The sequence below is a fragment of the Desulfonatronum thiodismutans genome (genome assembly GCF_000717475.1).
GTDB classification, from domain to species: domain Bacteria; phylum Desulfobacterota; class Desulfovibrionia; order Desulfovibrionales; family Desulfonatronaceae; genus Desulfonatronum; species Desulfonatronum thiodismutans.
Genome location: NZ_JPIK01000018.1, coordinates 246,079 through 269,151, shown reverse-complemented (window position 1 = coordinate 269,151; position 23,073 = coordinate 246,079). Strand labels below are relative to the sequence as shown.

General features: G+C 61.5%; 18 protein-coding genes. 17 read left to right on the top strand and 1 reads right to left on the bottom strand.

Going from position 1 to position 23,073, the window contains the following annotated elements; genetic code table 11:
• The first annotated feature begins 399 nt into the window (after nt 1–399).
• The 6 genes from rpsU (at nt 400) to GY33_RS0114325 (ending at nt 7,822) form a co-directional block, all read left to right on the top strand.
• Nucleotides 400–603 (top strand): 30S ribosomal protein S21, encoded by a 204-nt coding sequence (gene rpsU, locus GY33_RS0114350; protein ID WP_031387997.1) that lies wholly within the window; start codon nt 400–402, stop codon nt 601–603.
• Nucleotides 600–1,046: a GatB/YqeY domain-containing protein gene (locus tag GY33_RS0114345; RefSeq protein ID WP_031387996.1), complete on the top strand. Its 447-nt coding sequence runs from the start codon at nt 600–602 to the stop codon at nt 1,044–1,046. Before rpsU ends, GY33_RS0114345 begins: the two co-directional genes overlap by 4 nt.
• 26 nt (nt 1,047–1,072) lie before the next feature.
• Nucleotides 1,073–3,451 carry an endonuclease MutS2 gene (locus tag GY33_RS0114340; RefSeq protein WP_031387995.1) on the top strand — a complete coding sequence of 793 codons (2,379 nt, stop codon included), beginning with the start codon at nt 1,073–1,075 and terminating at the stop codon, nt 3,449–3,451.
• A 129-nt stretch (nt 3,452–3,580) separates the two neighbouring features.
• On the top strand, nt 3,581–5,359 hold the full coding sequence (gene dnaG / locus GY33_RS0114335) for a DNA primase (protein ID WP_031387994.1): 1,779 nt from the start codon (nt 3,581–3,583) through the stop codon (nt 5,357–5,359).
• Nucleotides 5,359–7,125, top strand: a complete 1,767-nt coding sequence (gene rpoD, locus GY33_RS0114330) for an RNA polymerase sigma factor RpoD (protein ID WP_031387993.1) — start codon at nt 5,359–5,361, stop codon at nt 7,123–7,125. The genes dnaG and rpoD overlap by 1 nt, the downstream gene beginning before the upstream one ends.
• Before the next feature lie 31 nt (nt 7,126–7,156).
• A complete protein-coding gene (locus GY33_RS0114325) occupies nt 7,157–7,822 on the top strand; it encodes a thermonuclease family protein (protein ID WP_051822670.1) in 666 nt (221 codons plus the stop codon).
• A 65-nt stretch (nt 7,823–7,887) separates the two neighbouring features.
• On the opposite strand, the gene GY33_RS0114320 is transcribed toward GY33_RS0114325, so the two are convergent.
• Nucleotides 7,888–8,328 carry a host attachment protein gene (locus GY33_RS0114320; protein ID WP_031387991.1) on the bottom strand — a complete coding sequence of 147 codons (441 nt, stop codon included), beginning with the start codon at nt 8,326–8,328 and terminating at the stop codon, nt 7,888–7,890.
• 401 nt (nt 8,329–8,729) lie between these two features.
• Here GY33_RS0114320 and GY33_RS0114315 point away from each other — a divergent pair, with 401 nt between their 5' ends.
• From GY33_RS0114315 to dnaX, 11 genes are all read left to right on the top strand, one after another.
• Nucleotides 8,730–9,641 carry an Lcl C-terminal domain-containing protein gene (locus tag GY33_RS0114315; RefSeq protein WP_326923849.1) on the top strand — a complete coding sequence of 304 codons (912 nt, stop codon included), beginning with the start codon at nt 8,730–8,732 and terminating at the stop codon, nt 9,639–9,641.
• A gap of 159 nt (nt 9,642–9,800) precedes the next feature.
• A complete protein-coding gene (nuoE, locus tag GY33_RS0114310; RefSeq protein ID WP_031387989.1) occupies nt 9,801–10,268 on the top strand; it encodes an NADH-quinone oxidoreductase subunit NuoE in 468 nt (155 codons plus the stop codon).
• On the top strand, nt 10,265–12,133 hold the full coding sequence (gene nuoF, locus GY33_RS0114305) for an NADH-quinone oxidoreductase subunit NuoF (protein WP_051822667.1): 1,869 nt from the start codon (nt 10,265–10,267) through the stop codon (nt 12,131–12,133). The genes nuoE and nuoF overlap by 4 nt, the downstream gene beginning before the upstream one ends.
• Before the next feature lie 3 nt (nt 12,134–12,136).
• Nucleotides 12,137–14,656, top strand: coding sequence for a sulfide/dihydroorotate dehydrogenase-like FAD/NAD-binding protein (locus GY33_RS19960; protein ID WP_051822666.1), 2,520 nt, complete (start codon nt 12,137–12,139; stop codon nt 14,654–14,656).
• Between the two features lie 69 nt (nt 14,657–14,725).
• The gene (locus GY33_RS0114295; protein ID WP_031387986.1) at nt 14,726–14,974 is read left to right on the top strand and encodes a DUF433 domain-containing protein; all 249 of its coding nucleotides are present in this window, start codon (nt 14,726–14,728) and stop codon (nt 14,972–14,974) included.
• Nucleotides 14,971–15,357 carry a DUF5615 family PIN-like protein gene (locus tag GY33_RS0114290; RefSeq protein ID WP_035272250.1) on the top strand — a complete coding sequence of 129 codons (387 nt, stop codon included), beginning with the start codon at nt 14,971–14,973 and terminating at the stop codon, nt 15,355–15,357. The genes GY33_RS0114295 and GY33_RS0114290 overlap by 4 nt, the downstream gene beginning before the upstream one ends.
• 2 nt (nt 15,358–15,359) lie before the next feature.
• Nucleotides 15,360–16,829, top strand: coding sequence for an NADPH-dependent glutamate synthase (gene gltA / locus GY33_RS0114285; protein ID WP_235185532.1), 1,470 nt, complete (start codon nt 15,360–15,362; stop codon nt 16,827–16,829).
• Between the two features lie 35 nt (nt 16,830–16,864).
• Nucleotides 16,865–18,295: an Asp-tRNA(Asn)/Glu-tRNA(Gln) amidotransferase subunit GatB gene (gatB, locus tag GY33_RS0114280; protein ID WP_031387983.1), complete on the top strand. Its 1,431-nt coding sequence runs from the start codon at nt 16,865–16,867 to the stop codon at nt 18,293–18,295.
• A gap of 41 nt (nt 18,296–18,336) precedes the next feature.
• Nucleotides 18,337–19,368, top strand: a complete 1,032-nt coding sequence (gene mtnA / locus GY33_RS0114275; protein WP_031387982.1) for an S-methyl-5-thioribose-1-phosphate isomerase — start codon at nt 18,337–18,339, stop codon at nt 19,366–19,368.
• Nucleotides 19,369–19,384: 16 nt separating this feature from the next.
• The gene (gene der / locus GY33_RS0114270) at nt 19,385–20,785 is read left to right on the top strand and encodes a ribosome biogenesis GTPase Der (protein WP_031387981.1); all 1,401 of its coding nucleotides are present in this window, start codon (nt 19,385–19,387) and stop codon (nt 20,783–20,785) included.
• 353 nt (nt 20,786–21,138) lie between these two features.
• Nucleotides 21,139–23,070: a DNA polymerase III subunit gamma/tau gene (gene dnaX / locus GY33_RS0114260; RefSeq protein WP_031387980.1), complete on the top strand. Its 1,932-nt coding sequence runs from the start codon at nt 21,139–21,141 to the stop codon at nt 23,068–23,070.
• The last annotated feature ends 3 nt before the right edge of the window (nt 23,071–23,073 follow it).

Sequence of the window (23,073 nt, the reverse complement as noted above, 5' to 3'; positions counted from 1 at the left end):
TAAAGGAACAAAAGCCTCCGCAGGGAGGAACAAAAAGAAGAGAAGATATGCACCGCCATGATTTCCGAAGTATTCGGGGCAGCTATCGAGTTCTTCGGCTTGAACCAGGAAGGATGTCAAAGATCGGAAATAGTTGCTGAGCAAGGGGCAACAAAGAAAGTTGAGTATTGAAAATATATCTTAAACGACACCAACCTGTAAACCACCGTAAAAAACTGAAATATTCGGCCTCCCGTTCGCCGGCCTTGATCAAATACCAAAATAGCCTTTAGGTTGTAACGTAATTAAAACATTTTGCTTGCCAGCCTGCCTGCTTTTGGATATGATCGATCTCTTTTTGAAAGTTTCCCTCACGAGCGTTAATCCTAAACCGTCGTGAGTCCGGGAGGTGAAGACAACTTGCCAGGAATTGTTTTGAGTGAAAACGACCACTTTGATTTTGCCTTGCGTAAATTCAAGAAACAGGTGGAAAAAGCCGGCATCCTTTCCGAGCTGAAGAAACGGCAGCACTACGAAAAGCCCAGCGTTCAGAAGAAGAAGAAAGAAGCCGCCGCCCGCAAGCGCGCCGTCAAGAAATCCCGAAAAATAAACTCTTCACGATGAGCCTTCAAGAGCGGATCGAACGCGATTTCATCGCCGCTTACAAAAACAAGGACACCGACTTGGTGGCCGTCTTGCGTATGCTCAAGACGGTCGCCAAGAATCGTCAGGTGGACCTCAAGCGCCCCCTGACCGACGACGAAGTCCTTGACCTCGTGCTTAAGCAGATCAAGCAGCGCCAGGAATCCATCGACATGTACTCCAAGGCCGGACGGGACGAACTGGCCGCCAAGGAGGCCGCGGAACTGGAACTGTTGCGCGCCTATCAGCCCCACCCCCTCTCCGCCGAAGAACTGACGGCGCTGATCGAGACCGTGGCCACCGAACAGGGTGCCACGTCCATCAAGGACATGGGGCGGGTCATTCAGGCGATCATGAACACCCACAAAGGGCGGGTGGACGGCAAGGCCGTCAGCGAACTGGTGCGGAACCGCCTTTCTTCCTGAAAAACACGCCCGGTTCCATTTTTGCGATGGAATCCCGAACACTTCTTCTTCTCGAATTTCCCAAAATCCTTGAGGCACTGGCCGCCTGTTGCCGTTCCGAATCCGGGGGCCGGGCCGCGAACGCGGTAACCCCGGCCTCGACTCTGGAAGACGTCTCCCGCCGCCAGTCCCGCCTGCGCCAAGCCCTGGCCTGGGTCGGCGAAACACGGGTCGACTGCCCGGGCTTTCCGGACGTGAGCGGCGTATGGGCCTATGTCCAGTCCCAGAGTCAGATATCCCGCGTTCTGGACCTGGACGCCCTGTGGGCCTTGGGTCGGTTTTTGGCCGCGGCCAAGGAACTCCGCGGTGCCCTCCTCGCCACGAATGCGCTTACGAATTCACTTACGGATGCGCCGCGGTGGCCGGACCTGCGTCTGGAGGCCGAATCCCTCTCCTGGCCGGAACTCACCGCCGCGGGCCTGAAACGCTGCGTCGGGGACGACGGACGGCTCAAGGACGAAAGCTCTCCGGAACTCTGGTCCGTACGCCAGGAAATCCGCCAAATTCATCAGCAATGCACCAAACGAGTCAAGGACTTCGTCACGGATCAGGGCATTGGCCATTATCTGCAGGACGATTTCATGACCATCTCCTCGGACCGCTACGTCCTGCCGCTGAAAAGCAACTTCAAGGGCAAGGTGGCCGGGATCATCCATGACTATTCCCAGACCGGAGAGACCTGCTACATCGAGCCGATGTTTCTGGTGGAGGTCAACAACAAGCTCCAGGACCTGAAGCAGGAGGAGCGAGAGGCCGAAAACCGCATCCTGGCCCAGCTCACCGCCTTGGTCCGCCAGGAGCTGGACCGGTTGCGGCCCCTCTTCCAATGGCTGACGGACATGGATCTGCTTCTGGCCGCGGTCCACTTGGCCCACAGGATGGAGGCCCGGCCCGTTGAGGTTGTTCCGGACGGCGAACTGGACCTCAGGCAAGCCCGACATCCTCTCCTGCTCCTCGCCGGTCACGCGGCCAAGCCCGTGGACATCCAGCTCAAGGGCGACCAACGGGTCCTGATCATCAGCGGCGGCAACGCCGGTGGCAAGACCGTGGCCCTGAAAACCGCCGGCCTGCTCGCCCTGATGGCCTTTTCCGGACTGGCCGTAACCGCGGACGAAGGCGGAACCCTGCCGCTGTGGAAGGACATCCACGTGTTCATGGGCGACGAACAAAGCCTTGAGGGACAATTAAGCACCTTCTCCGCCCAGATCAGCCACGTGGCCGCGGTCTGGGAGCGAATCGACGCGCGCAGCCTCGTTCTTCTGGACGAATTCGGAGCCGGGACCGACCCCAGCCAGGGCGCGGCCCTGGCCCAGGCCGTGGTGGACGGACTGCTGGATCGAGGTGCCTGGGCCGCCGTGGCCACCCACTTTCCGTCGCTCAAGGCCTATTCCCTGACCCGGGACGGCGTGCGTTCGGCATCGGTGCTCTTTGACCCCAAAACCAACAAGCCTCTGTACACCCTGGCCTACGACCAGGTTGGCGCCAGTCAGGCCATGGAAGTGGCCAGAGAATACGGCCTGCCCGCTTCGATTCTGGCCAAAGCCGAACAGTATCTGCTGCTGGACGGAGCGGACACCACCCGGCTGATCGAGCGCCTCAACGCCTTGGCCGTGGAACGGGAAAGAGAACTGGCCGAACTTACCGAACTGCGCACGGACCTACGTCAACGCAAGGCCAAGCTTCGGGCCGAATTCGACCGAGACAAGACCGCCCTGCTCCAGGAGATCAAAAAGCAATCCCAGGACGTGCTGGCCAAGCTGCGCGAGGAAAAAATCTCTCGTCGTCAAGCCCTGCGCGAACTGGCCGAGACCCGCAAGCAACTGGAGACGAATTCCAGGGCCGACATGTCCAAGAACCAATCCTCCGCCACCTGGGAAGACTACCAGGTCGGCGACATGGTAGCCTACCCGGCCTGGAACAAGACCGGGACGGTCCAGGAAAAGGACGAGCGCAAGCAGAACCTGAAGGTGGAATTGGGCGGAGTGTCCCTCTGGCTGTCCCACCGGGACGTCGCGCCAAAGCTGGGGGAAGGCAATCCTCAGGGGACGTCTTCTCCCGGACAAAGCCCCGGACCAGGCCCCGGATCCGGCGGAGCGACCGTGCGCTCCACCCAGGCTGCTCCGGCTCCCCTCCGCCTGGACCTCCGCGGCCAACGGGCCGACGAGGCCCTCAGCGAGCTGGCCTCCTATCTAGACCGGGCCTTGCTGCGCGGCTCGGAGCAGGTGGAGGTGATTCATGGCCGCGGTACCGGGGCCCTGCGCCGGGAAGTGCATCAGTTTCTCAAGAGCCACCCGGTGGTCGCCGCGTATGCCGTGGCCAATGAGGACCAGGGTGGCGATGGGGTGACCCTGGTCACCTTGCGGTAACTTTCTTTCGATTTCGATTTCGATACCGATTTCGACCCTGGCTTCAACGCCAAGCTGACCTGAGTACGTCATTTAGGAAGCAAAGTGGAAGAACCGCTTTCCCAGCGCTTCCAACATTGAGGAGAGGCCATGGACAGGACCGCGGTGCAACGGATCAAGTCCCGGCTCGATTTCGTGGAGTTGGCCCAGCGCTATCTGGAACTGCGCCCGAATGGGGAGCGCTGGAGCGGCCCCTGCCCGTTTCATCAGGAGACCAGGCCCTCGTTTCACGTCAATCCGGGCCAGGGGTTCTACTATTGCTTCGGTTGCCAGGCTTCGGGGGACGTGATCGACTTTTACGCCCGGATCAACGGCCTGGACTTCAAGCAGGCATTGACCCAACTGGCCAAGGAAACCGGAGTGGAGCTGGACTTCGGCCCGGTGAGCCCCCAGGAGCGCAAGGACTTGGAGGAGCGGGACGCGGCTCTACGGATGACCGCCTTGGCCGCGGAGCACTTCCGGCGCAACCTGGCTTCCCCGGCGGGTGCTCCGGCCCGGGACTACCTGCTGCGACGCGGCGTCAGCCCGGAAATGCTGGAAGCGTTTCAGGTCGGCTGGAGCCGGGCGGACTGGCACGGGCTGGAAGAATTTCTCCAGGACCAGGACTTCACCCGGGACCAAGCCGTGGATTGCGGGCTACTGGTGCGCAACGACCGGGGCAATGTCTATGACCGCTTTCGAGGCCGGATCATGTTTCCGATCCACGATCTGACCGGCCGGGTCATCGCTTTCGGCGGACGGGCCATTGACAGCGAGGAACCAAAATATATCAACAGCAGTGAATCGCCGATCTACACCAAGGGCCAGCACCTGTACGGACTGCACCAGGCCCGCAAGGCCATTGTCCGGGACAAGCGGGCCCTGTTGACCGAAGGCTACCTGGACGTCATCGCCCTGCATCAATTCGGCTTCGGCGGGGCCGTGGGCGTGCTGGGCACGGCCCTGACTCCGGAGCAGGTCAAACGTCTGGGCGGGTTTTGTTCCCGGATAGATCTGCTTTTCGACGGCGACCAGGCCGGACAAAAGGCCGCGCTTCGAGCGGCGGAGATGTTCCTGGGACAGGGCTTGGCCTGCCATGTGGCCACCCTGCCCCAGGGCGAGGACGTGGACAGCCTGCTGCACGCCCAAGGCCCCGAGGCCCTGCGGGCCGTGCTGGACGCCGGACGCGACGGGCTGGATTTCTGCGTCCGCACCGTTTCCGGGAGCTACGCCCCCAGGGAAATCATGGATTGGGTGCGCCGCTTTCTGGAAAACGTCGCGGCGGACGACCTGCGCGGGTTCTATCTGCCCCGGCTGGCCGCCGGACTGGGCATGTCCGAGACCGAGTTGCGCCGAGGCCGACCCTCGCGCCCGATGCAATCAACGCCTCTGGCCTCGTCCCAAGGCGCTCAGCCCGGAGCGAACCGTCCCTCGACGAACCCACTTGGCGCGCCCCGATTGACGGCCCGCGATCGCCAACTGCTGGCCTTTGCCGTAAGCTGCCCGGAATACCGCCCCGAGCTGGCGGCTTCCGGACTGGACGCCGTGCTGGAGGACGCCTGGGCCAGGATGCTTTGGGACAAGTTGCGCACCTTGGACGCGTCCGTCGTTGCGCACGAAGCCCGCGCGGAGGTGTCCGGATACGATTATTCCGCTCTGGAGGAAACCGAGCGCCGTCTGTGCTACCAGCTTCTGGCCGAAGCCCCCCAGAGGGACCAAGCCGAAAGAGCCGCGTTTTGGGCCGAAGTCCGAGAATTTATGACGAAGAATCACTTCAAGAAACGACAACAAGAGATGCTGCAAGCCTTGCGTGACGCCCAAGCCCAGGGCGACCAACAACGCGTGTCCACGCTTCTTCAAGCTTATCAAGATCTCGCCATGGAGGCATAATGAGCAATATCAAGGAAATCCAACAGATCAAGACGCTGATCGCCGAAGGAACCAAGAAGGGGTTTCTAACCTTCGAAGAGCTGAACAAGGCCCTGCCTTCGGAGATCAGCAATCCGGAGCAGATTGAAGAAGTCATTAATATTTTCGATCAGTTGGACATCACGATCATTGATGCCGGCAAGGTGACCAAGGGCATCCTGACGGAAGAAATCGATGACGCACCGGCCACGGAAGCAACCGGGGTCCAGTTCGCGGAAGGCGAGGACGCCGAATACGCCCCTCGCGGCTCGGACCCGGTGCGCATGTACCTGCGGGAGATGGGCGCGGTTCCGCTGCTGGACCGGGAAGGCGAAGTGCATATCGCCAAGAAGATCGAGGTCGGAGAACTGGAAGTGCTCTATGCCCTGGTGGAAGTCCCGGTGGTCATCGAGGAGTTGGTCAAGATCGGCGAAGACCTCAAGCAGGGCCGGATCAAGCTCAAGGACGTGGTCAAGACCATCGAGGAAGACGACCCGTCCGAGGACCAGATGAATCAACGCCAACGGGTGCTGTTCCTTCTGGACGAAATTCGGGCAATGTTCAAGAAAAAGCGCAAGGTTTACCAGAAGATAGATCAATGCGCCCGTCTGGATCGCCGGGTGTACGGGATGCAGATGGAGATCGTGGCCTTTAAGGAGGAAATCGTCGCCTCTTTGCGGGACATCAAGCTGGAAAAGACCCTCATCGACCGGCTGATCGAAACCGTGGAGGATTTCGTCCGGCAGATGCACAACTGCCAGCGGGATATCTCCGCCTATATCCTCTCCGTGGGCAAGAATCAGAGCGAAATCAAGGAAATTTTTGGAAAACTGGACAAGCGCGAGATCAGTCCCGTGGCCGCGGCCGACAGCTTGAACATGACCATGGACGAACTGTTCTCCTTCAAGGAGATGCTGGCCGGGAAGATGGAAATCTTGGAACGGCTGCGGGAACAGTGTCAACACACCGTCCATGATCTGGAGGAAGTGCTCTGGCGGGCCAAGCGCGGCAACATCGCGGCCCTGGCCGCCAAGCAGGAGCTGATCCGCTCCAATCTGCGCCTGGTGGTCAGCATCGCCAAGAAGTACACCAATCGCGGCTTGCAGTTTCTGGACCTGATCCAGGAAGGCAATATCGGGCTGATGAAGGCCGTGGACAAGTTCGAATACCAGCGCGGATACAAATTCTCCACCTACGCCACGTGGTGGATCCGCCAGGCCATTACCCGGGCCATCGCGGACCAGGCCCGGACCATCCGCATCCCGGTGCACATGATCGAAACCATCAACAAGCTGATCCGCACCTCCCGGTACCTGGTCCAGGAGTTGGGTCGCGACCCCTCTCCCGAGGAAATCGCCGAGCGCATGGACTACCCCCTGGACAAGGTCAAGAAAGTGCTCAAGATCGCCAAGGAGCCCATTTCCCTGGAAACACCCATTGGCGAGGAAGAAGACAGCAGTCTGGGCGACTTCATTGAGGACAAGAAGGCCCTGGCCCCAGCCGAGGAGGTGGTCAACGCCAAGCTCTCGGAGCAGATCGCGGAAATCCTCTCCGAGTTGACCCCGCGGGAAGAGCAGGTGCTGCGCAAACGCTTCGGGATCGGCGAGCCCTCGGACCACACCCTGGAAGAGGTGGGCAAGCTGTTCAACGTCACCCGGGAGCGCATCCGGCAGATCGAGGCCAAGGCCCTGCGCAAACTCCGCCACCCCGGCCGCAGCAACGTGCTGCGCTCATTCTACGATGGCTGATCAACGACAATTTGCCTCCAGGAGGTCCGCCATGCCCTCGTCTTCCCCGATTCTCCACGCCGCCAGGGCCATGCTTGTCGCCCTGCTCTGCCTGCTTTGGACCGTACCCGTCTCGGCTTCCGAGGTCCGGGTGCAGTGGGTTCCGGACGGCGATACCATTCACCTGGAAGACGGTAGTCGGGTGCGTCTGTTGGGTATCGACGCCCCGGAGATGGGACGGGACGGCGGGCCGGATCAGTATTACGCACGAGAGTCCAGGGACTATCTGCGCCGCCTGATCGACGGACGACCGATTCGCCTGGAAACCGATGGCCAGGGACCGGACCGATACGGCCGCCTTCTGGCGTATGTCTTTCTGCCGGAGGGAAGGATGGCCAACGAGGTGCTCGTGGAGGAGGGACTGGCCTTTTTCTACCCGCACTCCCACCAGGACCGGGAGTTCCAGCGGCGCATGCTCGAAGCCCAAAAACGGGCCATTATGGCCCGCAAGGGCTTCTGGCCGCGCATCCTTTCCCTACCCCAACCGCCGACTGGTTGGATGGGCAACCGCCGCAGCAAACGCTTTCACCACCCGGAAAGCCACTACGCCGCGCGAATCAGCCCCAAAAATCGCGTAGCTCTGTCCTCCCTGGAACAGGCCTTTCTCGAAGGCTACGCCCCGGCCCGAACCAGTTCGCCCTGGCCGGACGCGGACTGAGTCAGAGGATTCTCGGCATGAAGAGATTCATGCGCAAAACGACATTTTGCGCATGAATCTGATTTCTATTTATCCAGCTCCGCGGCCAAATGTTTCTGTATCTCCGGAGTCGTCTGGGCGGAGATGTTTTTGGGCACTTCAAGGAAGACGGTACCAGACACGGCCTTGGTCATTTGATCGCGCAACATTCCTAAAAACGCTGGCGCGGCGAAGACGCCGAGCTGTTCGAATCGGCGGTCGCCATACGCCTTTTCCAGCACATCGGCGACGATCCGGGAAAAGATCAGGGCTTCCTGTTTTTTAGGATCAGAAGACGGCTCCAGCCCGTGACGGCCATGCCCGCCTCCGTCCAGGGACAATCCTGGCCGATCCCTACTCATTTCCTGCTCCGGGAGACGGCTTTCCGGGTGCGTCAAGGTTTCCAACTCCTCAAGCTTTCCGCCCATCGGAGCATTGAAAATTCGGGCCTTGCTGCTGTCGGCAACAATGATCCAGCGTTTCTTCATCGTCTCCTCCTTCTGTTTGTCGGGGGTGTTGACCTCTTTGCGCCAAGCCGTCCGCACATTGTTGGTTCGCTGAAAACGACCCAACAGCGGCGTCACTGCAAAACGTTCAAGCTCTCATGTATGGAAAAAAATTGCTTCTTTCTTGGACTCCCTTTGGACTCTTTTGTTCCTTGCCTTTATGTTGATCACATTCGAGCACGGCGTGCAAGCTCGACTTTCCACTACCTGCCTCCCGAAGGCAATAAATCAAGGCAACAGAGCCGAACATGATTCTTCAAACTGGTCAAGACAGGTGTTATGATCAACATGGCAAGGAGCTTGATTGCAGTCAAACCTTACAAGATGGTCGATTCCAACATGGGCTGGCTTGGCCGAAACCGCGGTTTAAGGCGGACGATCAAGTGATCCTGGATCGATTGACCGGACTGGTCTGGCCGCGCGACGCCAACCTCGGCGAATATCCCATGACCTGGCCCGAAGCTTTGGATTTCGTGACAAGAATGAACCGCGAACATGCCCTGGGCTTCTCCGACTGGCGACTGCCCAACCGCCGCGAGCTGCGCAGCCTGGTGAGCTACCAGGCCAAACATCCGGCACTGCCCCAGGGGCATCCCTTCGTCAACATTGTACTGGGCTGGCACTGGACTTCCACCTCCGCGGCCATCAACCCTGCCTACGCCTGGTATGTGCACATGGAGGGCGCTCGGATGTTCTACGGCCGCAAGGACCAATATTACCTCACTTGGCCGGTGCGGGCTGGAGATTCAGCCTGCCTCTTTCGCACCGGGCAGAGCCGCTGCCATGACCAGCACGGACGGGAGACGGATTGCGCGAATTCCATGCAGGATGGGGCGATCCGTTTCGGCACGGCTTGGCCGAAGCCGCGCTTCTCGGTCCGCGAGGAGACGGTTCGGGGCGAATTGACCGGACTGTACTGGCTTCCACGCGCCGACCTGACCGAACGGCCCGTCACCTGGAGCCAGGCCCTGGAGGCCGTTGAACGGCTTCGGGAACAACGCTTCGGCGGGCGGGACGACTGGCGGCTGCCCAACATCAACGAGTTGGAATCCCTGGTGGACTGCTCCACGCACAATCCGGCCCTGCCCACCGACCACCCCTTCACCCATGCCGGGGAAGGCTACTGGTCCTCCACGACCAGTTTTTTCGCAACGGATTGGGCCTGGGTCCTCTATCTGCGCAAGGGTGCCCTGGGCGTCGGCTTCAAAACCAACCCGGATTTCCTGGTCTGGCCCGTGGCCGGAACCCCGCAAAGCTCGGAGGAAGCCTCGAAATCCCCAAAAATGAATGGTTGAGAAAATACGGACCGACGGGTAATGGAATACGTTTGACCATCGACGAAGAACGGCCGCGGAACGAAACCGCCGCTTTTCCGAACTTCCTTTTGGTCGCCCCTTTTTTTCATGCGCCATCGCGCAATGCTTGCGAGTCCCAATTTGGACGGCGGAGACGACATGACGACGACCGAGGACCTGACCACCTCCTTGCGAACCATTCTGGATAAGTACGACACCAGTCGGGACAACCTGATTCCTTTGCTCCAGGAAATACAGGAGCACTTGGATTATTTGGCCCCGGAGGCCATCTCCATGGCGGCCGAACATCTCGACCTATCGGAAAACGACGTCTACGGCGTGGCCACGTTCTACGCCCAATTCCGATTCCATCCTCCGGGACGGCACCGGATCAAGATCTGCCAGGGCACGGCCTGCCATGTGCGCGGCGGCGGCATGGTCCTGGATGCCATATCCCGGAAGATCGGCATCGTCCCCGGCGAGACCACCCCGGACGGGAACATCAGCCTGGAGCGGGTGGCCTGTTTTGGCTCCTGCGCCCTGCCGCCGGTAATGGTGGTTGACGATACGGTCTATGGCCGGATGACCCCCCGGAAATCGGAAAAATTGATCGAGGAACTGGAATGAGCTTCGCCGACATCCAGCAACAGGCCCGCCGAACCTGGGAACGATTTCAAAGCGGCGAAACGCCCCGGGTGCTGGTGGGCGCCGCCACCTGTGGCCGGGCCGCCGGGGCCATGGACGTGATCCGGGCCTTTCGCGAAGCCCAAGCCGCGGATCCAATCTTGGCTTCCGTGGAGATTCAAGAAGTGGGCTGTCTGGGCATGTGCTACGCCGAACCCCTGGTGGAAATCCGCGGGCCGGCAGGAGACCGCGTGCTTTACGAAAGCGTGACCCCGGCCATGGTTCCCGACCTGGTCCAGGAACATCTGCGCCAGGGCCGACCGATTTCGAGAAACGCCCTTTGCCGGATGCCGGACGGACAACAAGGCGAGCTTCAGGACGAAATCCCATTGTTCACCGACCTGCCCATGATCCACCACCAACTCCGGGTGGTTGTCCGCAACTGCGGGTTCATCGACCCCACGGACATCGACCATTACATCGCACGGGGCGGGTATTCCGGTATTACCCGGGCCATGGATATGGGCCCGGACGCGGTCATTGAGGATGTCAAGCTTTCCGGCCTGCGCGGCCGGGGCGGGGCCGGCTTTCCCACGGGCCTGAAATGGAGCTTCGCCCGCAAGGCCCAGGGGGACGTGAAGTATGTGATCTGCAACGCGGACGAGGGCGATCCCGGCGCGTTCATGGACCGCTCCGTGCTGGAGGGCGACCCGCACGCCGTGCTGGAAGGACTGCTCATCGCCGGTTACGCCGTCGGCGCGAACCATGGCTACGTCTACTGCCGGGCCGAATACCCCCTGGCCCTGGAGCGGCTGCGCACGGCCATCGACCAGATGCGGGACAAGGGCTTTCTGGGCGAGAACGTTCTCGGTTCCGACTTCGCTTTTGACGTGACCATCAAGATGGGCGCCGGGGCCTTTGTTTGCGGCGAGGAGACGTCCTTGATGCAGAGCATCGAAGGAAAGCGGGGCATGCCCCGCTCCCGGCCGCCCTTCCCGGCCAACGCCGGACTGTTCGGCAAGCCCACGAACATCAACAACGTGGAGACCCTGGCCGCGGTTTCGGCGATCCTGGAAAAGGGCGGCGCGTGGTACGCCGCGATCGGCACGGAAAAGAGCAAAGGCACCAAGACCTTCTCCCTGGCCGGAAAGATCACCCGCACCGGGCTGATCGAGGTGCCCATGGGCATCAGCCTGCGCACCATCATCGAGGACATCGGCGGCGGGGTCCTGGACGGAAAGGGGTTCAAGGCCGTGCAGACCGGAGGCCCTTCCGGCGGCTGCGTCCCGTCCAACCACTACGACCTGCCCGTGGATTACGAACATCTGGCCCAGGTGGGGTCGATCATGGGCTCCGGCGGGATGATCGTCATTGACGAGGAATCGTGCATGGTGGACGTGGCCAAGTATTTTCTGGGCTTCACCGAAAACGAATCCTGCGGCAAGTGCGTGCCCTGCCGCATGGGCACCCAGCACCTGCTGCGCCTGCTCACCGGTATCACCGAAGGCCGGGGCGCGGAGGACGACCTGGAGACCATCCGCAAGATCGGGGATACCATGAAGAAGGCCTCCCTCTGCGGCCTGGGCCAGACCGCCCCCAATCCGGCCCTGACCACCCTGAACGCCTTCATGGACGAATACCTGGCCCACATCCGGGACCACAAATGCCCGGCCGGTGCCTGCAAGGCCCTGATCAGCTTTACCATCGACCCCGAAGCCTGCACCGGCTGCATGGCCTGCGCCAAGGTCTGTCCCGTGGAGGCCGTCTCCGGAATCAAAAAGCAGCCCCATGCCATTGACCCGCAAACCTGCATCCGCTGCGGTGCCTGCCGCCAGGCCTGCAAGTTCGGCGCGGTGCGGGTGGAGTAACATATGTCCCTGATCAATCTGACCATTGACGGCAAGCCCGTGGCCGTGGAGCCCGGGGCCACCGTGCTGGAGGCGGCGCGGCGGGCGGGCGTGGCCGTTCCGACAATTTGCGACCATAAGGACCTGAGCCCTTACGGGGCCTGCCGGATGTGCATCGTGGAAATCGAGGGCGTGCGCGGCTTCCCGACGTCCTGCACCACGCCGGCGGCCGAGGGCATGCAGGTACGGACATCGTCCCCGGAGTTGATAACCCTGCGCAAACGGACCCTGGAGCTGATGCTTTCCGGGCACCCCAACAGCTGCCTGGTCTGTCCGCACCGGGAGGCCTGCGAGTCCATGCGGCCCAAGGCGACCAAGGCCGGGAGAAGCACGCGCTGCGGATTTTGCAGCAACAAGGAGGAATGCGACATCCGGATCATGGCCCTGGAAGCCGGGAGCCGCGATCTGAACCTGCCCACGCTCTACGCCGCGCACAACCTGGAACGCGGCGACCCGTTCATGGACCGGGACTACAACCTGTGCATCCTCTGCGCCCGGTGCTGGCGGATCTGCGAAAAGATCCACGGCAAGCCGGCCATCAGCATCATCAACCGGGGCAAGGACGCCCGGGTGGGCACGGCCTTTCACAAAAGCCACGTCCATTCCGGCTGCACCTTCTGCGGATCGTGCATCGACATCTGTCCCACGGGGACCCTCACGGACCGCTTCGCCCGCTGGTACGGCAAACCGGACGCCAAGACGCCCTCCGCCTGCCTGCTCTGCCCTGAAGGCTGTTCCCTCATCGACCAGACCCATTCCGGAAAGCTGGTGGCCGCGACCATGACCGCGTTCCAGTCCGAGGCCAGCCTGTGCGCTTTGGGCCGGTTCGGCTACGCCCAGATCATGAACGCCCCGACCCGCCTGCTCCGACCGACCATCCGAGAAAACGGCGACGCCTTCACCGTGGACTGGGACACCGCCCTGGATACCGCGGCCGGAGGCTTGAAACAACATGCCGGTCGAGTCGGCGTCCTGATCAGCGCGGCTACGTCACGGGAAGAACAACACCTTTACTCCCGGCTCGCCGCCGGACTCGACGGCCGCTTCGCCGTGGTCCCGACCCTGCCCGCCGGACGGGACGCGCCCCTGCCGGAGTGGCTGGCGGACATCCAGAGCGGCAAGATTACGGCCCTGGTCTTGGGCGGGGACTTTCTGGAACGTGAACTGACGGACAGCCTGGATTTTCTGGTGATCGTCGACGGCCTGCCGGTCCGGGTCCAGGACAAGGCCAACGTCGTGCTGCCCGCGGCCCTGCTCGCGGAAAGCGCCGGAACCCTGCGCACCGCGGCCGGAGAGATCAAGCCTTTGGCCCGGGTCAGCCGGGCTCCGGGCCAGGCCAGGCCGGAATGGGAGATCGTCCGGGACATTGGTCTCCGGCTGGACCTCCAGGGATTCCAACTCACCACGCTGGACCAGGTCACGGCGCTGATCCAGGACGACGCCCCACCCGCGCCGTTTCCGGGCAATCCTCGCCAGGATGTTTTCTCTTTGCCGGCCACGTACCGCGGCCGCCTCCTGGCGGACGTCGTCCCGGCCCTGACCGCCTTCGGCCTGCCGACCACGCTCAGTCCGTCGCGGGACGACCAACCGACGGAAGGCTATGAGCTGCTGGAAATCCGGGAACTGGTCCCGAACATGCATCTGCTCCGTATCCGCGCCCCCCAAGTGGCCGCCCACGCCAAACCCGGCCAGTTCGTGATCCTGATGGCCAAGGAAACCTCGGAGCGCACGCCCTTCACCTTGGCGGACTGGGACGCGAAGGCCGGGAGCATCACCCTGATCATCGAGGAAGTGGGCCGGTCCAGCCGGGAACTGATCTCGTTGTCCCAAGGCGCGCGGCTGGCCCATGTCAGCGGTCCATTGGGCCAGGCTTTTCCCATCGAACGTAAGGGCACGGTGGTTCTGGGCGGCGGGTGCTACGGCATCGGGGCCATTCTGCCCCTGGCCCGGGCCCTGAAGGAAATTGGAAACCGGGTGATCAGCGTCATCGAAGGCTCCAGCGCCTACCTGCTCTACTGGGAGGACGAGGTGCGCGCCGTGAGCGACGAACTGCGCATCGCCACCAAGGACGGCACACGAGGGGCCTACGGAGGCGTGCAGGAAGTCTTCCAGGAGATTCGGGAACAGGAAAAGACCCGAAACGCTTCTATCGACATGATCGTCGCCGTGGGCTGCACCTTCATGATGCGCATGGTCTCCGAGCTGACCAAGCCCTGGGCCGTGCCCACCTTCGTGGCCCTGAACCCGATTATGGTTGACGGCACGGGCATGTGCGGGGCCTGCCGCGTCTCCATCCACGACGAAACCAAGTTCGCCTGCATCGACGGCCCGTTCTTCGACGCCCACGGGGTGGACTGGGACGAACTGGCCTGCCGTCGCGGCGCCTACGCCCGGGAAGAAGTCGAAGCCCTGCCCCAGACCGTGGACCTGAACGCCCTGATGTTTCCGGAAACCACGAAACAAGGTTGCGGATGCGGACGATAACGACTGTTGCGTCCTGATCACTGACTTGGCAATAGTCCCATAATCATGGAGATTGAGGAGTGTCACCCAATGACGCACAATGACGAGCTACTTTCCAGAATCACGATCAATCCGAACGTTATGGTTGGAAAGCCCACCATTCGAGGCATGCGGATAACCGTGGAGCAGCTGTTGCGTGCATTATCCGCCGGCATCTCTGAGCAGGAGTTGCTTGAGGAATATCCTGATCTGGAAAAAAAGGACTTTCAAGCAGTCTTCGCCTATGTGACCGATCTTGTAGAAGAAGAGCGCGTATACCCTGTTGGATTGCCTGCATGACCCAAGTCGGGCTCAAATTTTTAGTTGATGTCAGCACCGGCAAGGCAGTGGAAACGTATCTACGAAGCAAAGGGCATGATGTTCGGGCAGTGCGAGACATTGATCCCCGCATGGAGGATGAAGAAATCATCCGCCTCGCCGTCAATGAGCAACGTATGATTGTCACCATGGACAAAGACTTCGGGGAATTGGTTTATCACTGCTTGATGAAACATTTCGGCATCTTGCTTTTGCGCTTGGAAAACGAAACTTCTGCCGAAAAACTGCGTATCCTGAAGTATATCCTGGAGAATCATAGTTCACAACTTCAAAACAATTTTTGTGTCTTTTTCAATGACAAACTCCGGGTCAGACCGTGTATTGCCAACCGTATTCAGGCGTGAACATGCAATCGACCCAAAAGTATCAGATGAGCACCTCAATACAAAACATCCCAGACAAATCCACGAAAAAGCGCCCCAAGATTCCTCGTCAACCCATGCCTGAGCAGGATCCGAGGCGGCGGCGGTTCAACTTCGAGGAGGTGCCGCGGGGGTATTCCGAGGAGACCGCCAGGCTGGAGGCGTCCCGGTGCTTGCAGTGCAAGAAGGCGGGCTGCGTCACGGGGTGTCCGGTGAACATCAACATCCCGGCCTTCATTGACCTGATCGCCAAGGGACATTTTGCCGAAGCCGCGGACAAGCTCAAGGAGCAAAACGCCCTGCCCGCGGTCTGCGGCCGGGTTTGCCCCCAAGAGAGCCAGTGCGAGGCCGGATGCATCCTGGGCAAGAAAGGCGATCCCGTGGCTATTGGTCGGCTGGAACGCTTTGCCGCGGACTACGCCCGGAATCACGGCCATGAGCCGCCAGCCTGCGCCGCGACGTCCACCGGCAAGCGGGTGGCGGTGGTCGGGGCCGGCCCGGCGGGGATCACCGTGGCCGGAGACTTGATCCGCTGGGGGCACGGGGTCGTGATCTTCGAGGCCCTGCATCTGGCCGGCGGGGTGTTGATGTACGGCATTCCTCAATTCCGCCTGCCCAAGGAAATCGTCCAGTACGAGATCAACACCCTGAAGAAGAACGGCGTGGAAATCCGCACGGACATGGCCATCGGCATGACCCAGACCGTGGACCAGCTTCTGGAAAGCGGATTCGACGCCGTATTCGTGGGCACGGGGGCCGGGCTGCCCGTGTTTCTGAACATCCCCGGCGAGAACGCCATCGGCGTGTTCTCGGCCAACGAATTTCTGACCCGGATCAACCTGATGAAGGCCTATGACTTCCCCAAGTACGCCACGGCCCCGATCCGACCCAAGCGGGCCGTCACCGTGGGCGGGGGCAACGTGGCCATGGATTCGGCCCGCACGGCCCTGCGTCTGGGCGCGGAATCGGTAATCGTCTATCGCCGCAGTCTTGAGGAAATGCCGGCCCGGGCCGAAGAGGTGCATCACGCCCAGGAGGAAGGCGTGGAGTTCCACCTGCTCACCGCGCCCAAACGTATCCTCACGGACGCTCGCAATCGGGTCACGGGTCTGGAGTGTCTGCGCATGGAACTGGGCGAACCGGACGCCTCGGGTCGACGTCGGCCCGTGCCCGTGGAGGGCAGCGAGTTCGTGGTGGCTGCGGATACGATCATCGTGGCCGTCGGCAACCAGCCCAATCCCCTGGTCCCCAGAACGTCGTCCGGCATCGAAGTAGGCAGGCGCGGGACCATCGTGGCGGACCCGGAGACCATGGGCACCTCCAAGCCCGGCGTCTTCGCCGGCGGAGACATCGTCTCCGGCGCGGCCACGGTGATCAGCGCCATGGGCCAAGGCAAGCAGGCGGCCCGGGCCATGCATCGTTATCTGACCGGGGAAGAGCCTCCCTGCGTATAGTCAAAGAAAACCATGAACGACAAAGGAGACGTGTCGTGTCCGCGTATGAAGCCGTAATCGGCCTGGAGGTGCACGCCCAGTTGCGCACCAGGACCAAAATATTCTGCTCCTGTTCGACCCAGTTCGGTCGGGAACCCAATTCCAACGTCTGCCCGGTCTGCACTGGGATGCCCGGAGTACTGCCAGTGCTCAATCGAACTGCCGTGGAGTACGCGGCCAAGATGGGGATGGCCGTGGAGTGCGCGGTCAACCCGCGATCGGTGTTCGCCCGCAAGAACTACTTTTATCCGGACCTGCCCAAGGCCTACCAGATATCCCAGTACGAACTGCCCCTGGCCGAACACGGCCGGTTACGGATCACCGTGAACGGGACGGAAAAGACCATCGGCATCACCCGGATCCACATGGAGGAGGACGCCGGAAAGTCCATCCATTCCAGCACGGAGAACAAGAGCTTCGTGGACCTGAACCGCACCGGAGTGCCGCTCATCGAGATCGTCAGCGAACCGGATTTGCGGAGCGCGGACGAGGCCGTGGCCTATCTCAAGGCCCTGCGCTCAATCCTGGTCTACCTGGAGATCTGCGACGGGAACATGGAAGAGGGCAGTTTCCGCTGCGACGCCAACGTGTCCATCCGGCCCAAGGGGGCCACGGAACTGGGCACACGGGCCGAATTGAAGAACCTCAATTCCTTCCGCCACGTGCACAAGGCCATTGAATACGAGATTTCCCGCCAGGCCGCCCTGCTGGAGGACGGCGAGCGGGTGGTCCAGGAAACCCGGCTCTACGACGTGGACAAAGGGGTCACCGTTTCCATGCGCGGCAAGGAAGAAGCCCACGACTACCGATATTTTCCGGATCCGGACCTGGTCCCATTGCTGATTACCGCGGAACTGCTGGCCGACCTGAAGCGCTCCATCCCGGAACTGCCCCAGGCTCGGGAAGCCCGGTTCATCACCGAATACGGCCTGCCCGAAGCCGCGGCCCAGACCCTGACCGCGGAAAAAGACCTGGCGGACTACTTCGAAGCCGCGGCCCGGCTGTATCCGGAGCCGCAAAGGATCAGCAACTGGATACTCTCCGATCTGTTGCGGGAGCTGAACCAGGCCAAAACCGCCGCGGCCGACTCGCCGCTGACCCCGGCACACCTGGCCGAACTGCTGGGCATGATCGACTCCGGCCAAATCAGCACGCGCATCGCCAAACAGATTTTTCCGGATGTCTTCACCACCAGGGAGTCGCCGCGGGAGATCGTGGAACGCAAGGGGCTGGCCCAGATTTCGGATACCGGTGCCCTGGAGGCCGTGGTGGATTCCATCCTGTCCTCCAACCCCAAGGAGGTCGAGGCCTTTAAGAACGGCAAGACCAAACTGATGGGCTTCTTCGTCGGCCAAGTCATGCGCCAGACCAAGGGCCAGGCCAATCCGGACCTGGTGAACAAGCTGATTTTGGAGAAGCTGCAATAACGCTCTTCCGACGAACACACCGTAATTCTCACGAGAATACAATGCACCCCCACATCCAATTCAAGCCCGAGGCCAATGAACTGCACCTGCTGGATCAGCGACTCCTGCCGCTGACCGAGGAGTGGTTCGTCTGCCGGAACATGATCGACATCATTACCGCTCTCAAGGAAATGGTCATCCGCGGCGCTCCGGCCATCGGCGTGACCGCGGCTTACGGCTGCTGCATCGCGGCCGGCAACATCGACCCGACCTCCCCGTCATGGAGCGCGGACCTGGACGCCCAGCTGGGAGACCTGGCCCGGGCCAGACCCACGGCGGTGAACCTGACCTGGGCCGTGGCCCTGATGCGCCAAACCTGGCAAGACCATCCGGACATCGGGCTGGAGGCGCTGCGCACGGCTTGGCTCACCCAGGCCGTGGAACTGCACCGTCGCGACGAAGCCGTGAACCGGGAAATGGGCCGACACGGCGCTGACCTGCTCCGGGACGGCGATACGGTGATGACCCACTGCAACGCGGGGGCCCTGGCCACCGGAGCCTACGGCACGGCCCTGGGCGTGATCCGGGCCGCCGTGGAATCCGGAAAAAACATTTCCGTGCTGGCCAACGAGACCCGGCCCTTTTTGCAAGGCGCCCGACTGACCGCCTACGAGCTGGCCCAGGACGACATCCCGGTGACCGTGTGCTGCGACAACGCCGTGGGCCTGCTGATGGCCAAGGGCATGGTCCAGGCCGTGGTGGTAGGCGCGGACCGGGTCGCGGCCAATGGAGACGCGGCCAATAAGATTGGAACGTATACCGTGGCGGTGCTGGCCCAACGGCACGGAGTGCCTTTTTATGTAGCGGTTCCGTTTTCAACCATCGACTTTGCCACGCCCTCGGGTGCGGAGATCCCCATCGAGGAGCGCACTCCCCGGGAAGTGACCCATATCCAGGATCGACAAATCACTCCGGAAGGCGTCCCGGTGCTCAATTTCGCCTTCGACGTCACCCCTGCCGAGCTGATCACCGGTTTGATCACGGAAAAAGGCGTGATCAAACCGTCGGATTTGCAACAATACGCCTCAACCTAAGGATTCCCGGAACCCCATGAATCAAGAACTGCCCGTCGTGGCCCTGATCGGTCGGCCCAATGTCGGCAAATCCTCCATTTTCAACCGACTTTTGCGGTCTTCCAAGGCCCTGACACACGATGTCCCCGGCGTGACCCGCGACAGGATATACGGGGAGGTGCGCCGCGGCGCCAAGCCCTACGCCCTGGTGGACACCGGCGGCCTGGAGCCGGAATCCAACGAGGACATCAAACAGGCGGTCCTGTCCCAGGCCCGGGAAGCCCTTCAGGAATCGACGCTGGTCCTGATGGTCGTGGATGGCCGGGAAGGACTGAACGCCCTTGATGAACAGGTGGTGGAGCTGCTGCGCACGGCCAACAAGCCGGTGCTGTTGATCGTCAACAAGGTTGATGGCGCGGAGAAGGAAGATCTGTTCACCGCGGACTTTCACCAGTTCGGTTTTCCCCTTTTCGCCGTGTCCGCGGCCCATGGTTACGGGCTGAATCATCTCCGGGAGACTATCGTGGACCGTCTGCCGACCTCGACGGTCGTGGAGGATGCGCCGCAAGACGTGTCCACCATGGAACAAAGGGAGCAAGGCGACGAGGGCGACCCGGAAGATGGGGCTTCCAAGATCGGGGGGTTGCGGCTGGCGCTGCTTGGACGGCCCAACGTGGGCAAGTCCTCCCTGATCAACGCCCTGATCGGCTACCACCGGGTGATCGTCTCCAACGAAGCTGGCACGACACGGGACAGCGTGGACGTGACATGGCAGGCCGGGGACAAGGCGTACACCCTGGTGGACACCGCCGGAGTGCGCAAGCGCACCCGTATTCAGGACAGCCTGGAGCGCTTCAGCGTTCTCAAGTCCCTGCGCAGCAGCAAAAAAGCCCAGATCACCCTGCTGGTTCTGGACGCCGTAGAGGGCCTTACCGGACAGGACAAAAAGCTGTTTTCGTTTCTGGACCGTGAAAAGACCCCGCTGATCGCGGTGATCAACAAGATCGACCTCATCCCACGTAACTCCCTGAACGCCTTGAAAAAACAGTTTAAAGACGAGTTGTCTTTTGCCGGGCACGTCCCCCTGGTTTTCACGTCCACCATGACCCGGGCCGGACTCGGCGGCCTGCTGCCCCTGGCCGAACGAACCTGGGACCAGTGCCAAACCCGAATTTCCACGGGCCAACTGAACCGCATCCTCGGCGACGCCACCCAGAAGCACCAACCCGCGGTCGTCAATCGCCGTCGGGCCAAATTCTTCTACGTCACCCAATCCGACGTCTCCCCGCCGACGTTCGTTTTCTTCGTCAACGATCCCGAACTGGTCAAACCGGCCTACTCCCGGTACCTGGAAAACCAAATCCGCAAGCGGTTCAACCTGAACCTGACTCCGTTGCAGCTTTATTTCCGCTCCAGCCATGATCAAAATCGAAAGTAGCCCCCTGCGTCAAATCGACCAAGGACGAATGCCCTCAACCGAGCCCGACAAACAGGATGCCCCATGTCGCTGATCAACGTGATCATCCCGGTTCTGGTCGCGGCCGCTGTTTTCGGTCTGCTGCTGCGCAAGAAAGGCTCGCGCTGCCTGCCCTGACTGTACATCTACGTTCCGCTGGGAGCGGGACTGCTGACATATTACGTGCTGTCAGGACGGCTTTGAAATCCGATGAATTTGTCAGTGAATCGGGAATTGATTAGTAGTTTTTTTCGCCTTTTTCGACTGTCGACTTTCTTCCGGAGCATGCCGCTGGATCGCATTTACCGCACTCCGCTTGAACAGCGCCCATAACCATGTCCCACGTCCAACTCACCGCCAAACACCGCCCCCAAACTTTTGCCCAGGTCGCCGGACAGGAGGAGATTCGGGCCATTTTGTCCCGGGCCGCTGCCCAGGATCGCGTGGCCGCGGCCTATTTGTTCAGCGGCACTCGGGGCGTGGGCAAGACCACCCTGGCGCGGATTTTCGCCAAGGCGTTGAACTGCGAGACCGCCCCCACGGAAGAGCCTTGCAACAAGTGCCACCACTGCCGACAGATCACCATCGGTTCCGCCCCGGACGTGGCCGAGATCGACGGGGCCTCCAACCGGGGCATCGAGCAGGCTCGGCGGCTCAAGGAGGACGTGGGCTACGCTCCCCTGGAGTGCCGCTACAAGGTGATCATCATCGACGAAGCGCACATGCTGACCAAGGAGGCCTTCAACGCCCTGCTCAAAACCATGGAGGAGCCGCCGCCCCGGGTGACCTTCATCATGGCTACCACCGAGCCGCACAAGTTTCCGGCCACGATCATCAGCCGCAGTCAGCACTACGTTTTCAAGATGCTCTCCCAGGCCGGACTGCAAAACCATCTGGAACGCATCCTGGAACTGGAAGGCCGGGAATACGAACCAGCGGCAACGGCCTTGCTGGCCCGGCGAGCCGCGGGCAGCGTCAGGGACGGCATGTCCCTTCTGGAGCAGGTGCTGACCATCAGCGACCAGGCCTTGCGTCTGGAGGACGTCCGGCGAACCCTGGGCTTGGCCGGCGGGGAGCTGTTTCAGCGGTTGATCCAGGCCATGCGCGAGCAGGACTGCCTCGCCGTGCACGACGTACTCGGGGACCTGCTGCGCCAAGGGTTGGATCTGGGCTTTTTTCTGCGGGAGCTTGCCGGGCTGTGGCGCAACCTTTTTCTGCTGCGCCAAGTCGGGGACAAGGCCTTGCCTTTGCTGGAACTGCCCGAAGAAGAAGGAGGGGCGTGGTTGGGCGTGGCCGCCGATCTTTCCCCCACATACATCCACGCGGCCTGGCAGATCACCCTGGAAGCCCAGCGCAAGGTTCTGACCAGCTTGGAGCCGGCCCAGGCCCTGGAAATGCTGTTGCTGAACCTGACCTATCTGCCCTCGCTGGTACCCTTGGACGGCGCGTTTTCAAACGAACCACCGCAAGCGGGCCCGGCGGATCGAGGCACGCCTCCCAGGCAGTCCTGGCGGGAGCGCTCGCAACAGCCCCCCAGGTCACATTCCGAAACCATTCAGGGACCGTCCGAAGTCGATCAGCCTGCTCGCGCTCCAAAACCCGCTTCGCCACCGCCTTCGCCTCCGAGCCCCCCGGTAGGTCCTTCATCGAAACCACCGGCAAAAGCCGAAACAATTAAGGGGCCGACGGCCGGAACACGCCCAAGCGCCGTGGAAGGCTCGGAGCAGCAGCTCGGACTCGACGGAGGATATCCTCCGCCTGCTCCCGCCTCCGTAGCGGCCCAAAACGTCCACGAGCCGGGACCTCAGCTTGATCCGGCCATGGAAACAATGAATGGGACTTTGTCGCCGTCCTCGCCGAAAACGGCGGATTTGGCGTCTTCAGCCTCGCTGGGGTCTCCGGTCAGGACTTTGGAAGGCTTTCTCGCGCACTATGACCGACTGTGCCGCACCGACCAAGCCCGCTATCCGAAGTTGCGCCAGATTGAATACGCCATGACGGAACAGGCGCTGACGCTGCACTGCCGACACAGTATCCAGTACGACATGCTCAGCGACCCCAATAAGCTTCGTATTCTGGAAGATGTGGCCCAGGAGTATTTCGGACGCCCCATCCAGGTGGAGCTCGTCCCGCCGCAAAATGGCGGTCAAAGTCAGGGCTCGTCGTCCACACCAGCGCCTGCTCCGGACAAGCATCCGTTGGTGGCCGAATTCGTCGAACAATTCAAGGCAAAAGTGTTTTCCGTGGAACCACGACAAACTCATTAACCC

Coding starts and splice junctions, on each gene's coding strand:
- GY33_RS19960 (WP_051822666.1), top strand. CDS start 12,137: ATGTCCCTGATCAATCTGACCATTGACGGCAAGCCCGTGGCCGTGGAG.
- GY33_RS0114325 (WP_051822670.1), top strand. CDS start 7,157: ATGCCCTCGTCTTCCCCGATTCTCCACGCCGCCAGGGCCATGCTTGTC.
- mtnA (WP_031387982.1), top strand. CDS start 18,337: ATGCACCCCCACATCCAATTCAAGCCCGAGGCCAATGAACTGCACCTG.
- nuoF (WP_051822667.1), top strand. CDS start 10,265: ATGAGCTTCGCCGACATCCAGCAACAGGCCCGCCGAACCTGGGAACGA.
- GY33_RS0114320 (WP_031387991.1), bottom strand. CDS start 8,328: ATGAAGAAACGCTGGATCATTGTTGCCGACAGCAGCAAGGCCCGAATT.
- GY33_RS0114290 (WP_035272250.1), top strand. CDS start 14,971: ATGACCCAAGTCGGGCTCAAATTTTTAGTTGATGTCAGCACCGGCAAG.
- GY33_RS0114295 (WP_031387986.1), top strand. CDS start 14,726: ATGACGCACAATGACGAGCTACTTTCCAGAATCACGATCAATCCGAAC.
- nuoE (WP_031387989.1), top strand. CDS start 9,801: ATGACGACGACCGAGGACCTGACCACCTCCTTGCGAACCATTCTGGAT.
- GY33_RS0114340 (WP_031387995.1), top strand. CDS start 1,073: ATGGAATCCCGAACACTTCTTCTTCTCGAATTTCCCAAAATCCTTGAG.
- dnaG (WP_031387994.1), top strand. CDS start 3,581: ATGGACAGGACCGCGGTGCAACGGATCAAGTCCCGGCTCGATTTCGTG.
- GY33_RS0114345 (WP_031387996.1), top strand. CDS start 600: ATGAGCCTTCAAGAGCGGATCGAACGCGATTTCATCGCCGCTTACAAA.
- der (WP_031387981.1), top strand. CDS start 19,385: ATGAATCAAGAACTGCCCGTCGTGGCCCTGATCGGTCGGCCCAATGTC.
- gltA (WP_235185532.1), top strand. CDS start 15,360: ATGCAATCGACCCAAAAGTATCAGATGAGCACCTCAATACAAAACATC.
- rpoD (WP_031387993.1), top strand. CDS start 5,359: ATGAGCAATATCAAGGAAATCCAACAGATCAAGACGCTGATCGCCGAA.
- dnaX (WP_031387980.1), top strand. CDS start 21,139: ATGTCCCACGTCCAACTCACCGCCAAACACCGCCCCCAAACTTTTGCC.